A 13,179-nucleotide genomic window follows, 5' to 3' on the forward strand; every position below is an offset into this window, starting at 1 on the left:
CGTCGGCGCAGATCACCGCGAACCGAATGAGGCATGTCGAGGGAGGCGGTCAACTTCTGGGAGAGGCTGCGATCAGCGCTTCGGGAGATCTTTCGGCTTTCGAGGTTCTGTGCAAGCCCGTGATCTTGTTCCTCTTTGGGTGGTGGCCAGGCAGGCGGCCTTAGGAGGTCAGCTTTGCTTCCAGCGATGAGGCAGCAGCTCGCCGATGCGGCTATACGGCTGCGTCGGCAAGCGCAAGAACACATCCTTCAGATAAGCATACGGATCGTGCCCGTTGAGCTTCGCTGACTGGATCAGGCTCACGATGGCTGCGGCGCGTTGACCGGCACGCAGGCTCCCAGCGAACAGCCAGTTCCCCCTGCCCACGGCAATGGGCCGGATTTGGTTCTCTACCCAGTTGTCGTCCGCGGGCAGACTCCCGTCGTCCAGATAACGCGTCAGCGCGGCCCATCGCTTGAGGCTGTAGTTCAGTGCCTTCGCGGCCCCTGACCCTTCCGGGACCTTGAGCCGCTGCGCGATCATCCAGGCATGCAGTGCCTCGGCGATCGGCCGACCCCGCGCTTGGCGGATGCGATGCCGTTCATCTGCGTCGAGATCCTTCACCTCACGCTCGATCTCGTAGAGCCGAGCGAAGTACTGGATGCCTGCCTCTGCGATGTGACTCTTGTTGGCCGTATGCAACTCAACGAACTTGCGCCGGGCGTGTGCCAGGCATCCAGCTTCGACGACGCCTTTGGCCAGCAGGGCCTTGTAGCCCGAGTAGTCGTCGCAGACCAGCGCGCCGCGCCATTCGCCCAGGAAGTCCTGCGCATGCTGGCCAGCCCGGCTGTCGGCGAAGTCGTAGACCACAGCCTTCATGCCTTCGAAGGCGCCTAGGGTGTAGGCCCACAGGTAAGCGCGGTGCGTCTTGCCGGTGCCAGGTTTGAGCATCGCCACGGGCGTTTCGTCGGCATGCAGAACATGGTGATCGAGGATCGCTTCCTTGAGCGCGTCGACCAGTGGCTGCAGGCGTACGCCACAGGCGCCGACCCACGCACCGAGCGTCGAGCGCGGGATGGCCAGGCCGGCACGCCCGAAGATGGTTTCCTGGCGGTACAGCGGAAGGTGGTCGGCGTACTTGGCCACCATCACCTGAGCCAGGAGTCCAGCCGTAGGGATGCCCTTGTCGATGACCTGAGTCGGCACCGGCGCCTGGATCAGCGTCTGGCACTTCGCGCATACCCACTTGCCTCGCACATGCCGCTCGACGGTGAACACGCCGGGAACGTAATCGAGCTTCTCGGCCACGTCCTCGCCGATGCGCTTGAGCGCGCAGCCGCACGTGCAGGTGGTCGACTCGGGTTCGTGGTGGACATCGACGCGCGGCAGGTCTGCCGGCAGTGGCGCGCGGCGCGGCTGCTGCTTGTCCTCGGTCTTGGGCGGCGGACGAAGCTGCTTCAGCTCTTCTTCGATGGCCGCCAGGTCGGCGTCAAGCGTCTCTTCCAGAAGGCTGGCCTGCGCAGCGTCGAGCTTCTCGCTGCTCTTGCCGAAGCGCAGGCGCTTGTACTGTGCGAGCTCGTGGGTAAGCTGATCGACCTTGGTGGACTTGAAGGTGACTTCGCGCGTGAGCGCTTCGATCGAGCGGTCCTTGGCCTCGAGCAGGCGCTGCTGCTCGGCGAAGCCATCAATGAGCCGGAGGGTCACCTCGTGCAGTTGCTCTGCACTGAGACCCTTCAGTTGTTCGGCGTCCACCATGAGCACGTAGGGTGCCGCGCGATTGCGCGACTGTCATCGGCGTTTGCCGCAATTGCAGGGGCCGTGCGCGATCACACGACGGTGATGACACCTGCTGCCCCGACGCGCTGCCATGGCAATCCGAGCACAAGCGCGTCGAGCTGCTCACGCGTCAACGCCATCTGCGTGCCCAGGCTCGCGTTAGCCCAGAGGAATCGGTCCTGGTTCAGCCGACGTGCGCACAGCCAGATGCCGATGCCATCGTGCACGAGGACCTTCATGCGGTTGGCCCGTCGGTTGGCGAACAGGTAGGCATGGTGTGGATGCGCGGCGCCGAACACCTTCACGACGCGTGCCAGCGCCGTCTCGGTGCCAGCGCGCATGTCGATCGGCTCGGTGGCCAACCACACGGCGTCGACGCGGATCAACGCAGCCACTCGCGCAGCCAGGCTGCGCACGACGACGCTGATTCCACCGGCCAGTGCACCACTGCGGTGGCGCTGCCTCGCTTCAGTTCGATGCGGATGTCAAGGGCTGGCATCTCGGCTTCGGGCTGCACATCGAGCGCGATGAAGTCGGGCATCGGCAAGGTTGGAATGTCAGTCGTCTTCGGCGACGCAGCCTTGCGATCGCCGCGGCAGAAGCATCCGGCTGCCGGCACGCCTCAAGGACCTCAGCCTTGAACCGCGCGCTGTGCTTGCGACGGGTCGCCCGCTTAACCACATCATCTATTGCGTCCACATCATTCATCGCGGACACGATGCCTGCCGACTCTCAGGTGATCAAGATGACTTCACCGAGCGCTTACGATCAAACTGCGTCAGCCACATCTGGATGAGATTGACTGAGAGGGTGTACTTGCGCTGGGCATCTCGACGCCCCAGGGCATCTGAGCGAATGTCATGCCACAGCTGCAGCTTGAGATGCGCAGAACGTCCGCGACATGAACCTCTTGAGGACATTGACCTTCTATAAAGGCCCAGCCAGCGTATCGGTTCATTTCCCAATGGGCCAGTCGATGGGTTCACTCCCATCTAGGGTCAGAGATCGACGGAATCCGACAGCGAAGGCATTCAGGCCTCTAGAATCCCGCTATGCGCGTCGGCCAACCCTTCAGAAAACTCATCTCGTGGATCACCTGCGTGGCGATCCTGATGGGCTCTGTCGCGCCAGTGCTGTCGCATGCGTTCCAGCCCTCGCAAGGCGGCGCGGGCTGGGTTGAGGTCTGCACAGCCTTGGGTCAGCAGTTGGTACACGTCGATGGCTCAGCGGCCGAGCCGTCGAAGAACAAGCAGACCGACGATCACGCGCGGGCGCACTGCCTCTATTGCTCGTCACATGCGGCGCAACTGGGCCTGCCACCCGCATCCTCGCCGGTACTGTTCGTGCCGACCTTGCACTACGGCCTGCCCACACTCTTTCTAGCAGCTCCGCGCACGTTGTTCGCGTGGTCGACTGCGCAGCCCCGCGCGCCTCCGCGCAACTCCTGAAGTCCAAAGCCTTCCGCTGCCGGCGTTGACGCCTGCCAGCGGATCTTTTGCATTTTGCCGGGCCGGTGCGTCTGGCTTCAGGAGTTTCCATGTCCTACGTCGAACGCGCGTTGCGCGCTTTGATGCGTTTGAATATCGGTGCGACCCTCGGCCTTGTTGCTTGGTTGCTGTGGGCCAGTTGGAGTGTGGCGCTCGAAAGTGTCTCGAGAACAGCCAGTTCCGCGCACCGTACAGGCTCAGCCAATGCGACGTGCCAGTGCCTGGTCCTGAATCCCGTGTTGACCACGCAGCAGCGTGATGTCGAGCAGGTGGCACAGATCGGCCCTACGGCCGTGGCCGCGCCATGAACCTCCCCTCCGACGACACCCTCTATTGGCGTGAAGTCCACGCCGCCTTTCGCCCGTGGGTCGGCGTGGCGGTGCTGTTCGGCGCTGCCTGCGCCGCGGCACTCACGTTGACCGGCGCCGTCGCCCCGCAGTGCGGCATCGCGTGCGGCGCCTACGTTTTCCATCCCATTGCGCAGAGACATACCCCATGAGAAGCATCTTCCGCCTCCAACCATTGGCCGCCGCAGTGTACGCAGCAGGCCTGGGCTTCGGCGCCGGCTGCGCGCTGGCGCAAAGCAGCGTGCGGCAGAGTCTGCCTCCCGTCACGGTCAGCGCCGACCACGAGAGCTATCTGGCTCCCGAAAGCGCGACCGCAACACGAACCGAAACACCGTCGCTGCAGAGCCCGCAAAGCACGCAGGTCGTGCCGCTCTCGGTCATCCAGGACCAGAGCGCGCTGAACCTGGGCGACGCGCTGCGCAACGTGGCCGGCGTGCAGTCCGACTTCGGCTTCAACGGCTCGGCGCAGCCGCTCGCCATCCTGCGCGGCTTTCCGAGCATCTCGATGACCGCGATGGGCTCGATGTCGGGCAGTTCCACCTACTACATCGACGGCAGCAAGGTCGCCGGCGTGCCGATCAACATGGCCAACGTTCAGTCGGTAGAAGTGATCAAAGGCCCCTCGAGCGTGCTGTACGGGCGTGCCGAGCCGGGCGGCCTGATCAACGTGGTCACCAAGCCGATCGGCAGCATGCCGGCCTTCAGCCTGGAGCAGACACTGGGCCATTACGGGCTGTCGCGCACCAGCATTGAAGCTTCGGGGCCTGTGAATACGGACGGCACTGTTCGCGGGCGCGCGGCTGCCTCGTACTACAGCGCAAACTCCATTCGCGACTATGTGACTGACAAGCTCGGTGCGATCACGGCCAGTCTGGCCTGGGTGCCCGATTCGCACACCAGCGTGACGGCAACCATCGACTACAGCAACCAGCGCTACCGCACCGACTACGGGGTTCCCGCCGTCGGCAACCGGCCAGCGAACCTGCCATGGTCCCGGCAGTTCAACGACTCACCCGCGCTTTCCGGAACCAAGACCTCGAGCTTCAGCCTCGAAGGCACGCATCAGCTCTCGGACGCCTGGCAGATCAAGGCAAAGATGCTGAGCGTGCGGGGTGATACCTCGGAGGTGGACGTAACGCCCTATCGTCTGGACGTGGGCGCCGGCATGTCGCCGGGCGACAACTGCCTGGGCTCCGGCAACCCCATGTGCCGGTACTACTTTTACGCGCGGCCCAAGGGGAAGTACAAGCTCGACCAGTTCAACATCGACTTCGTCGGCAAGTTCGACACCGGCGGCGTCAGGCACACCGTGCTCGTCGGCTTCGATACGTACACCAGTCGCAAGAGCGGCACGACGTATTTCCAGCAACTGTCCGCCGTGGACATATACAGCCCGCTCCTTGGCGCCACACCGAGGCTGGACACCGCGCTGTCCTCGCCCCTGGACGTCCGTGATCAGAACCGCTGGACGAGCGCGTATGTGCAGGACCAGTTGGCGTTCGGCAACGGCGTTTTCCTGACCGGTGCGTTGCGGCACGACCGCACCAGCGCCGTGTATGCCAGCGATGCCTCCACGTCGCCGAACACGGCTTCCTTCACCACGCCTCGCTTGGGTGTCGTGTGGCAGTTCGCGCCCAACCAAGCGGTCTACGCGCAGTACCAGGACGCCGTCTCAGCCAACAATGGGCGCGACTCGGTGACCCAGGAGGCCCTGAAGGCGGAGAAGGCCAGCCAGATCGAGATCGGGCACAAGATCGAGTTGCTCGACGGCAAGTTCAGTTCCACGGTGGCGCTCTACCAACTGGTGAAGCGAAACCGAGGCGGCTCGGTGCCCATCGACACGGCGCCGTACTACAACACCGTCACCATCGGCAAGGCGCGCTCGCGTGGCCTGGAGTGGGATGTGTCGGGAGAAATCACCAAGCGGCTCTCGCTGATCGCGTCATACGCCTACACCGACACCAAAGTCACTGAAGACCCGACCTATCAAGGCAAGCAGTTGGCCAATGTGGCACACCACACGGCCAGCCTTTGGGCGCGTTATGCGTTCGACAGCCAGTGGAGCGGCGGGGCGGGCGTGTTCGCGCAGAGCCGGCGCCAGGGCGATGTGGGCAACACTTTCCAGTTACCGGGATATGCGCGTGTGGACGCGATGCTGGCCTACCGCTTCGTGCTGAGCAGCGCCAAGGCGGCGCTGCAATTCAACATCGACAACCTCTTTGGCAAGAAGTACTACACGGCCAGCCATCAGTTCGTCTCGGACTGGATCAAGCTGGGGACGCCGCGCACCGCAAAGCTGACGCTGCGGCTGGACTATTGAAAGGAAAACAGCATGACCATCGAACGCAGATCGTTCTTTCGCACCGCCGCGGCCGCCCTGGCCGCATCCCCTTGGCTGGCCAGCGCAGCCGAAGACAAGGCCACACCGGTGCCTCCCACACACGACATGAGCGCCATGCCCGCGTACTGGACCGGCAAGGAGCAGATCGGCATGCTGCTCTATCCAGGATTCACCGCGCTGGATTTCGTGGGGCCGCAGCACATGTTCGCGGGACTCATGGGCGCGACGGTGCACCACGTCGCCAAGACCATGGCGCCGGTGACCAGCGACACGCACCTGTCGATCTCGCCGACCACGACGCTCGCGCAATGTCCCGCCGAACTCGACGTCCTGTTCGTGCCCGGCGGCGGCGAAGGCACGCTGGCCGCGCTACGCGACAAGGCGCTGTTGCGCTTCGTCGCGCAGCGCGGCGCACGCGCGAAATGGGTGACGAGCGTGTGCACCGGGTCGCTGATTCTCGGTGCAGCCGGGTTGCTCAAGGGCTACAAGGCGACTTCGCACTGGGCAGTTCACCCGCTGCTGGCGGACGTGGGTGCCATGCCCGTGGAAGCGCGCGTGGTGCGCGACCGCAACCGCATCACAGGCGCCGGCGTAAGCGCGGGTCTGGACCTGGGCCTGCGCATCGTCGCCATGCTGCGCGATCAGCCGTATGCCGAAATGACGCAGTTGCTCGCGGAGTACGCCCCCGAGCCGCCCTTCAACGCCGGCACGCCGCGCACCGCCGCACCCGCCGTCAAGGCCATGGTGGACGACATGTTCAAGGATTTCCTGGTGCAGACGCGCTCGGCGCTTTCCACGGCGCCGACCCTGAAATGAAGCCAGACAACAAGACCAACCTCATGAGATGCACAAACCCAAAGCCAATGCGCCGCAGGCTCCTGTTCAATTTTTGCCAGCTCGGCGCCCTGCTCCTGGCACCTGCCCGGACTTTCGCAGCCGATACGCCCGAGCAGGCGGCCGCGCGCTGCTGGTGCGCAACGCGCAGGGCCAGTGGCAGGTGACGGTGCGCGCGTGCAATGGGCTCAAGGAGGCGGCCACGCTGGATTCCGGGGGCAACTGGCACGGGACCCGGCACACGCTGTCGGAGAGAAGTGCAAATTGCTCGAGCTACATTACATTCGGCAAGCGAGCGTTTTCGAGCTTGCTTCGTGCCCACTCGGTCGCCACGAATGCAGGGGATAGCCCTGTCTCCTCGGCGCGCCGGAGGAGTTCCGCCACGCGGGTCCGGATCCTTCCGACTTCCTGCATCACCGAGTGCTCGTCGCCTGTGCCCAAGTATTCACGCACGACGCTGATGATCCCGCCGGCGTTCACCAGGAAGTCTGGCAGGTACATCACGCCACGTGCCTGCAGCCTTTCGCCGTCCTGTGGTGTGGCCAACTGGTTGTTCGCTGCGCCGGCCACAATGGGGGCCTGTAACTCGGCAATCGTCGCACTGTCCAGCGCTGCGCCTAGCGCGCACGGTGCGAACACGTCCGCTGCAGCACCGAAGATTCGGTCGACTGTGGCGGCCTCGGCCCCAAAGCGATGGCGCATCTCCTCCACTCTCGACGCCTGGATGTCGGCAACAACCAGTTTCGCGCCCTCCTTGTGCAGGAAGCTACACAGACTCGCTCCCACGGCACCCAGTCCTTGCACTGCCACGCGCACGCCTTTCAGGTCGTTTCGCTTCAAATGCGTGCGCACCGCCTCGTCGATGCTCACGAACACGCCCCAAGCCGTCTTGGGCGATGGATCGCCGCCGAAGGCTCCCAGCCTCGGGATGCCGCTGACGTGACTCGTGACGCGCTGCACCACGCGCATGTCGCTTGTCGTGCTGCCGACGTCCTCGGCAGTCAGGTAGCGGCCACCCAGAGATTCGACTGCCGCGCCGAAAGCCCCGAAGATTGCGTCCCGGTCGAAGTCCCCTTCAGGCTTCAATATGACGGCCTTTCCTCCACCGAAGGGCAAGTCTGCCAACGCGTTTTTTAGGCTCATGCCGTACGACAGGCGCAAGGCATCAGTCAGCGCGTCTTGGTCGCTCGCGTAGTGCCACATCCGGCAGCCCCCGAATGCGGGGCCGAGCGACGTGCTGTGAATCGCCACGACAGCACGCAGGCCCGACCGGGCGTCGGCGACCCAGTGCACGCATTCGTGCGACGCCTGACCGTTCAATCCGAAAAGTGCATTCGACGCGGTCATTTGCCGACCATCGCTTTCGCCACGCGCGCGCACACGGTGCGCCGTTCTTCGAGCATCGAGGACGCCGCCTCCTTGACCTTGTCGACCAGAGCGACAGCCGCCACGCGCGGGTGTCCGCTGTTGAATGGTGGGGCAGGGTCGTACTCGAGCATGAGCTGCAAAGCCCTGGCTGCTTCCTCGCCGCGCAATGCCGCCACCACGGTGAATGCGAAGTCCAATCCCGAAGTCACGCCGGCGCCGGTGATCCTGTTGCGGTCCACCACTACGCGCTCCGGCACTACTTGCACGTCGAACAGCGCCAGAATGTCCATCGACAGCCAATGGCAGGTCGCCTTGTAGCCGGTCAACAGATGCGCGGCCGCCAGCAGCAGCGACCCAGTACAGATCGAGGTGACGAGGCTCGCCTCGGCGCCCTGGGCACGCAGGAATGCAATGAACTCTTTGTCTTCCATCATCGCCGTCTGTCCAGGGCCACCGGGCACAACGATGACGTCGTACTGAGGCGCGGTGTCGAAGCGCTGGGTGGGCACGATGCGAAGTCGCGTGTCGCCTTCGATTGGCTGGAGGTCCTTCCACACCAGATTAACTTCGCAGTCCGGCGCTCGGGCCAGGACTTCGAACGGCCCGAGGATGTCGAGAGAAGTCATTTGCGGAAATACAAGCATGCCGATTTGGGTTTTCTTCATGAGACTCATGGTTGTCCTGCTGTTGATGTGAAGATGCCCAGTCTGCTTTCGCGCGCATTTCCAAGCCGGACATAAAGGTTCGATCGGCGGACATCGATCACGCTGGTTGAAGTCCACAAATCACCCCAAGATGTCCGACGGCGGTATCTCAATCACCCCAAACTCCACTTCGATGGAAGGCCCTTCGGCTATCTTGAAGAGTTGGAAATGAACAATCGACGCCATTCATTGCGACTGCTCGGCGCCCTGGCTCTCTCCCATCCACTGGGCAAAGTGATGGCCCAATCAACGGGCGGATCGGTTTCGCGTCTTTTGGTGGGATTTCCGCCCGGCGCTACCGGTGACCGAATCGCCCGAATCGTGGCCCCGGTGCTTGGCGGCTTTTCCCAGATGAATCTCATCGTCGAAAACAAACCGGGGGCGGGTGGCCAGGTGGCCATCGAGTCTGCAAAGCACAGTGCCGCAGACGGCTCTGTGCTGCTCCAGACGATTGGATCGTCCATGGTGATCTATCCGCACACCTACAGGAGCCTGCGATACGACCCTTTCAGCGATTTTGTTCCGATCGGCACGGTTGCTACTGCGCCGATTGCCTTCGTCGCATCGCCCAATACGCCTGCGGTTACATTGGCCGAAGCACTGGCGCTGCTCAAGCGTGACAGCAAGTACGGTTTTTACGGTTCGCCGGCTTCGGGCAGCCTTTTTCACTTTACCGGCGTGCTGCTGCAACGATCACTGCGTGCCCAGTTCGATCATGTGCCCTACAAGGGTTCCGCTCCATTGGTGTCGGACGTGCTGGGTGGGCAGGTGCCGTTCGCTTTCCTGGCCCCGAGCGATATCCTCGATCTCCATCGCTCCGGCCGGCTGAAGATCCTGGCGGTGACTGGCACAGAGCGTGCATCCCAATTGCCGGACGTGCCAACGTTCGCAGAGCGTGGGTTTGGAGACCTGAACTATCAAGAGCGGTTTTCGTATTTCCTTGTAAAAGGCACGCCGCCGGACGTCGTCGCAAAATACAGGCTCGCACTACGAAAGACAGTGGCGGCGAGCGAAGTGCGCGCCAAGCTCATCGATGCAGGCCTTGAGATGGGAGAAGGCGAACCGGAACCGTTGACAGCAACCATGCAGAGGGACTATGCAAAATGGAAGCAGATCGTCAAGGAAATTGGATTCGTCGCGGACTGAGCCGCGCTGGGCATTGAACGCGCCTGGTCCCACCCGCGAGATCGGGCTTGTTGTCTTCGAGGACGTGCTGTTGCTTGACGTGGCCGGCCCGGCCGATGTCTTCAGCAGGGCCAATGCTCATCTGAAGGTAGCTGGTCATCCCGACCGCTATCGCGTGACCTCTATCTCGTCCTATGGCGGGGAGGTCGGCGCCTCCGCTGGCCTGCGCATGCAGACTGCGGCGCTGCCGAACCCGTCCATCTGCGCATTCGACACCTTGCTCGTGGCTGGTGGCCCCGGCGTGTTGAGCGCGCGGCATGACCTCCTGCTGCGCAATTGGCTCTTGGCCGTAGAGCCTCGCGTGCGACGAATTGGTTCAGTTTGTACCGGCGCTTTCATCCTTGCCGAAAGCGGGTTGCTGACAGACAAACCTGCTACGACACATTGGAACCATGCAGCTTCGTTCGCGGAGCTCTACCCACAAGTACGGCTCAACATCGACGCGATGTATGTGCGCGAAGGAAAGATGTTCTCCTCCGCTGGTGCCACCGCAGGCATCGACCTCGCCCTCCATCTTGTGGACGAGGACTTCGGGCGCGAATTGGCATTGGCCATTGCAAGGGAACTGGTCGTTTTTCGAGTGCGATCGGCCGGCCAAGCGCAATACAGCGCGGCGCTGGCGTCATATGGCGGCGAGTCGGACCGGATGCGACGGGCTACCGAGTTCATTCTTTCGCGTCTCCACGAACGTGTTTCCGTCGAGGACGTTGCGGCTCATGTGTGTCTGGGCGTGCGCCAACTGTCGCGTCTGTTCGCCAATACATTGGGAATTTCACCCATCCAGTACATCGGCGCGGCGCAGGTCGATCTGGCCAGGGAACTGCTCAGCGGCACGCAGCAGCCCCTAGAGAAGATTGCGCTCCGATGCGGTTTCTCGGGACGCCAGCATTTCGCTCGTGTGTTTTCCAAGAACGTGGGCGTATCGCCGAATGACTTCAGAGCCCGTTTTCATCCATAGCGCAAAGGGCCAAATAGGCAAGGCTTTTGTCCACTACGGGATGCTCGGTGTCTGCATGCATCCTTGTGATGTAAGGATCGTCATTCAACCGTGCGCTGCAGGAGCAACTTGCTGAAGCGCAGGGCGCCTCTCTCAACAACCCCCGGTGTTGTTGGATTCCACCGATCTCTGACCCCGTTCTTCTGCGACATGCCGGTCTTGTCGAGCACGCTCACTCCCTTGCCTTCCAGGATGCGCGGCCATGCCAATCAGCGCGCCGACTTTGATGACGCTGGTCCCGCCGATGCCGACAATCAGCATGTTGTGGATATGCTGGAGCAACGGCGGTACCGGCTCGGGCAACGCGAACACCGCTTTTGCCTTGGCTTGAACCGGCTTGCTCCTCTGCGGCGCCACGCCCTCGACGTTGACGAAGCTGGGGCAGAAGCCCTTGATGCATGAAGAGTCGGCGTTGCAGGAACTCTCGTCGACGCGGCGCCTGAACCCGAGGTCGGCTGCGACTGCAGTGAAGTGCAGTTGGACTGTCCGCCGTAATCGACGCATCGTTCACATACTGCCTCGTTGATGAAGACGCGCTTCGCGATCGCCGAAAAGTCGCCCTTCTTGCGCTGGCGGCGCTTCTCCGCGGCGCAGCGTTGCCAAATAGCGGAACCGGATGCGAGGAAGCACCAGCCGATGAGCGCTATTGCTCTAGGGGCGTGAACAAAACAGGCTTCTGTTTTCCTGCGCTTATGCAGCTCGATTACGAAAACTATTCGGTCGATGCTTTCAGCACCCGAGCACCAATCTTCATTCATCCAGTGGATGTCGCGCACCTGCAAGCTAAGTCGTCAAGTCCAGGAGGGCGGTGGCGGTAATGAGCTTGTTTTTGTCATTTCCGCCAGACTGACGGGCGGGACAATCTTCCTCTTCGGCCTTCCATGCGCCGCTCCAGAAGTCGAAAGCGAAATGACCCCAGACGTATTGGTTCTAGGTGCCGGCATGCTTGGGACGTGCACGGCTCTGCAGCTCGTGCTGCGTGGCCACTCGGTGGCATTGATCGACCGACGGGCGCCGGGCGGCGAGACATCCTACGGCAACGCGGGAATAATCCAACGAGAGGCGGTCGAACCCTACGCATTTCCACGTGACGGCAGGGCGGTTCTCAAGGTCGCCTTCAAGCGCGGCATGGATGTGGACTACCACGTGGGCGCGCTGCCGTCGCTCATGTCGCCGCTGGCGCGCTATTGGCATGCATCGGCGCCATCCCGGTATCGGGACATCGCCCGCGACCACTGCCGCCTGATCGAGCACTGCCTCACGGAACACCAGGCACTCATCGCCGAATCGGGTGCGGATGCGCTGGTGCGAAAGGACGGCTACCGGCTGGCCTTTCGCAGCCATGCGGTCATGGACAGCATGGCTGCCCGTGCGCTCGTGCTCCAAGAGCGATACGGAATCCGGTACTCGCTGCTGGACGGCGACGCGCTGGCGCATGCGGAACCCGGCCTTCACAGGCGCCTGGCCGGTGCGGTGCACTGGGAGGACCCGTGGTCCGTCAGCGACCCCGGCGCATTGGTGCAGCACTACGCGGATCGATTCATTGCGCTGGGCGGTCATCTCGCCGAAGGCGACGCAGCCACATTGACGGCGGTAGCGGGTGGATGGTCGGTGCAATCGCAGGCCGGTCCGCTGACGGCACGTCATGCCGTCATCGCACTGGGCCCGTGGGCCCAGGCAGCGAGCTGCGCACTGGGATACAAGCTCCCCCTTTTCGTGAAGCGCGGCTATCACCGTCACTATCGTGGCGGACCTGGACTGCAGCTTCCGCTGCTGGACGCAGAGAGCGGCTTCGTCATGGCGCCGATGGCAGATGGCGTGCGCGTGACGACCGGCGCGGAGTTCGCGCGCATCGGTGCACCCGCAACACCCGTGCAATTGGCGAAGGTCGAGCGCGCAGCGCGCGAACTGATCGACCTGCCGCAGCCGGTCGAGACGCAACCCTGGCTGGGCAACCGACCCTGCACCGTGGACATGAAGCCGGTGATCGGGCCGGCACCGAGGCACCCGGGCTTATGGTTCAACTTCGGCCACGCACACCAGGGCTTCACGCTGGGGCCGGCCAGCGGCCGGTTGATGGCGGAAATGATCGAAGGCACGACGCCCTTCGTCGATCCAGCGCCCTATTCGGCGCTGCGGTTCTGAGTGCCGACAAACAGAG

The 13,179-nt window shown here is 63.2% G+C and carries 13 protein-coding genes and 1 pseudogene; 8 read left to right on the forward strand and 6 right to left on the reverse strand.

Translation table 11 applies throughout. The features are described 5' to 3' along the window. Positions 1-168: 168 nt before the first annotated feature. From BM133_RS30945 to BM133_RS35280, 3 genes are all read right to left on the reverse strand, one after another. Positions 169-1,734, reverse strand: a complete 1,566-nt coding sequence (locus BM133_RS30945) for an IS66 family transposase (RefSeq protein ID WP_093442775.1) — start codon at positions 1,732-1,734, stop codon at positions 169-171. 71 nt (positions 1,735-1,805) lie between these two features. Then, entirely contained in the window at positions 1,806-2,141 is a 336-nt protein-coding gene (tnpB, locus tag BM133_RS30950) for an IS66 family insertion sequence element accessory protein TnpB (protein WP_143100247.1), read from the reverse strand. Next, a complete protein-coding gene (locus BM133_RS35280) occupies positions 2,138-2,296 on the reverse strand; it encodes a hypothetical protein (protein WP_177224994.1) in 159 nt (52 codons plus the stop codon). Before BM133_RS35280 ends, tnpB begins: the two co-directional genes overlap by 4 nt. 511 nt (positions 2,297-2,807) lie before the next feature. Between BM133_RS35280 and BM133_RS30960 the strand changes: the two genes are divergently transcribed. The 5 genes from BM133_RS30960 (at position 2,808) to BM133_RS30975 (ending at position 6,746) form a co-directional block, all read left to right on the forward strand. Continuing rightward, positions 2,808-3,203 (forward strand): DUF2946 domain-containing protein, encoded by a 396-nt coding sequence (locus BM133_RS30960; protein ID WP_093442777.1) that lies wholly within the window; start codon positions 2,808-2,810, stop codon positions 3,201-3,203. 89 nt (positions 3,204-3,292) lie between these two features. Continuing rightward, positions 3,293-3,550, forward strand: coding sequence for a hypothetical protein (locus tag BM133_RS34935; RefSeq protein ID WP_143100248.1), 258 nt, complete (start codon positions 3,293-3,295; stop codon positions 3,548-3,550). Then, entirely contained in the window at positions 3,547-3,741 is a 195-nt protein-coding gene (locus tag BM133_RS30965; protein WP_093442779.1) for a hypothetical protein, read from the forward strand. The genes BM133_RS34935 and BM133_RS30965 overlap by 4 nt, the downstream gene beginning before the upstream one ends. Continuing rightward, positions 3,738-5,909 (forward strand): TonB-dependent siderophore receptor, encoded by a 2,172-nt coding sequence (locus tag BM133_RS30970; RefSeq protein WP_093442781.1) that lies wholly within the window; start codon positions 3,738-3,740, stop codon positions 5,907-5,909. The genes BM133_RS30965 and BM133_RS30970 overlap by 4 nt, the downstream gene beginning before the upstream one ends. A gap of 12 nt (positions 5,910-5,921) precedes the next feature. Then, a complete protein-coding gene (locus tag BM133_RS30975; protein ID WP_093442784.1) occupies positions 5,922-6,746 on the forward strand; it encodes a DJ-1/PfpI family protein in 825 nt (274 codons plus the stop codon). Between the two features lie 291 nt (positions 6,747-7,037). Here the strand turns inward: BM133_RS30975 and BM133_RS30980 are convergent, their stop codons facing one another. Then, positions 7,038-8,111: a Leu/Phe/Val dehydrogenase gene (locus tag BM133_RS30980; RefSeq protein WP_093442787.1), complete on the reverse strand. Its 1,074-nt coding sequence runs from the start codon at positions 8,109-8,111 to the stop codon at positions 7,038-7,040. Next, on the reverse strand, positions 8,108-8,806 hold the full coding sequence (locus BM133_RS30985) for a DJ-1/PfpI family protein (protein WP_093442789.1): 699 nt from the start codon (positions 8,804-8,806) through the stop codon (positions 8,108-8,110). The genes BM133_RS30980 and BM133_RS30985 overlap by 4 nt, the downstream gene beginning before the upstream one ends. A 198-nt stretch (positions 8,807-9,004) precedes the next feature. Here BM133_RS30985 and BM133_RS30990 point away from each other — a divergent pair, with 198 nt between their 5' ends. Together BM133_RS30990 and BM133_RS30995 are read left to right on the forward strand one after the other, a co-directional pair. Then, positions 9,005-9,982 carry a tripartite tricarboxylate transporter substrate-binding protein gene (locus BM133_RS30990; protein ID WP_093442791.1) on the forward strand — a complete coding sequence of 326 codons (978 nt, stop codon included), beginning with the start codon at positions 9,005-9,007 and terminating at the stop codon, positions 9,980-9,982. A 13-nt stretch (positions 9,983-9,995) separates the two neighbouring features. Next, the gene (locus tag BM133_RS30995) at positions 9,996-10,979 is read left to right on the forward strand and encodes a GlxA family transcriptional regulator (RefSeq protein ID WP_177224995.1); all 984 of its coding nucleotides are present in this window, start codon (positions 9,996-9,998) and stop codon (positions 10,977-10,979) included. Positions 10,980-11,152: 173 nt separating this feature from the next. On the opposite strand, the pseudogene BM133_RS31000 reads toward BM133_RS30995, so the two are convergent. Beyond that, positions 11,153-11,617 (reverse strand): annotated as a pseudogene (locus tag BM133_RS31000) (indolepyruvate ferredoxin oxidoreductase family protein); the annotation flags it as partial. Between the two features lie 310 nt (positions 11,618-11,927). On the opposite strand from BM133_RS31000, the gene BM133_RS31005 reads away from it, so the two are divergent. Then, on the forward strand, positions 11,928-13,163 hold the full coding sequence (locus BM133_RS31005) for an NAD(P)/FAD-dependent oxidoreductase (protein WP_093442797.1): 1,236 nt from the start codon (positions 11,928-11,930) through the stop codon (positions 13,161-13,163). Positions 13,164-13,179: the final 16 nt, after the last annotated feature.

This window comes from Variovorax sp. 770b2 (genome assembly GCF_900115685.1).
In the GTDB taxonomy this organism is placed as follows: Bacteria; Pseudomonadota; Gammaproteobacteria; order Burkholderiales; family Burkholderiaceae_C; genus Variovorax.

Excerpts from the sequence above, each read along its gene's own strand:
- BM133_RS30945 (WP_093442775.1), bottom strand. The coding sequence starts at position 1,734 with ATGGTGGACGCCGAACAACTGAAGGGTCTCAGTGCAGAGCAACTGCAC.
- BM133_RS35280 (WP_177224994.1), bottom strand. The coding sequence starts at position 2,296 with ATGCCCGACTTCATCGCGCTCGATGTGCAGCCCGAAGCCGAGATGCCA.
- BM133_RS30960 (WP_093442777.1), top strand. The coding sequence starts at position 2,808 with ATGCGCGTCGGCCAACCCTTCAGAAAACTCATCTCGTGGATCACCTGC.
- BM133_RS34935 (WP_143100248.1), top strand. The coding sequence starts at position 3,293 with ATGTCCTACGTCGAACGCGCGTTGCGCGCTTTGATGCGTTTGAATATC.
- BM133_RS30965 (WP_093442779.1), top strand. The coding sequence starts at position 3,547 with ATGAACCTCCCCTCCGACGACACCCTCTATTGGCGTGAAGTCCACGCC.
- BM133_RS30970 (WP_093442781.1), top strand. The coding sequence starts at position 3,738 with ATGAGAAGCATCTTCCGCCTCCAACCATTGGCCGCCGCAGTGTACGCA.
- BM133_RS30975 (WP_093442784.1), top strand. The coding sequence starts at position 5,922 with ATGACCATCGAACGCAGATCGTTCTTTCGCACCGCCGCGGCCGCCCTG.
- BM133_RS30980 (WP_093442787.1), bottom strand. The coding sequence starts at position 8,111 with ATGACCGCGTCGAATGCACTTTTCGGATTGAACGGTCAGGCGTCGCAC.
- BM133_RS30985 (WP_093442789.1), bottom strand. The coding sequence starts at position 8,806 with ATGAGTCTCATGAAGAAAACCCAAATCGGCATGCTTGTATTTCCGCAA.
- BM133_RS30990 (WP_093442791.1), top strand. The coding sequence starts at position 9,005 with ATGAACAATCGACGCCATTCATTGCGACTGCTCGGCGCCCTGGCTCTC.
- BM133_RS31005 (WP_093442797.1), top strand. The coding sequence starts at position 11,928 with ATGACCCCAGACGTATTGGTTCTAGGTGCCGGCATGCTTGGGACGTGC.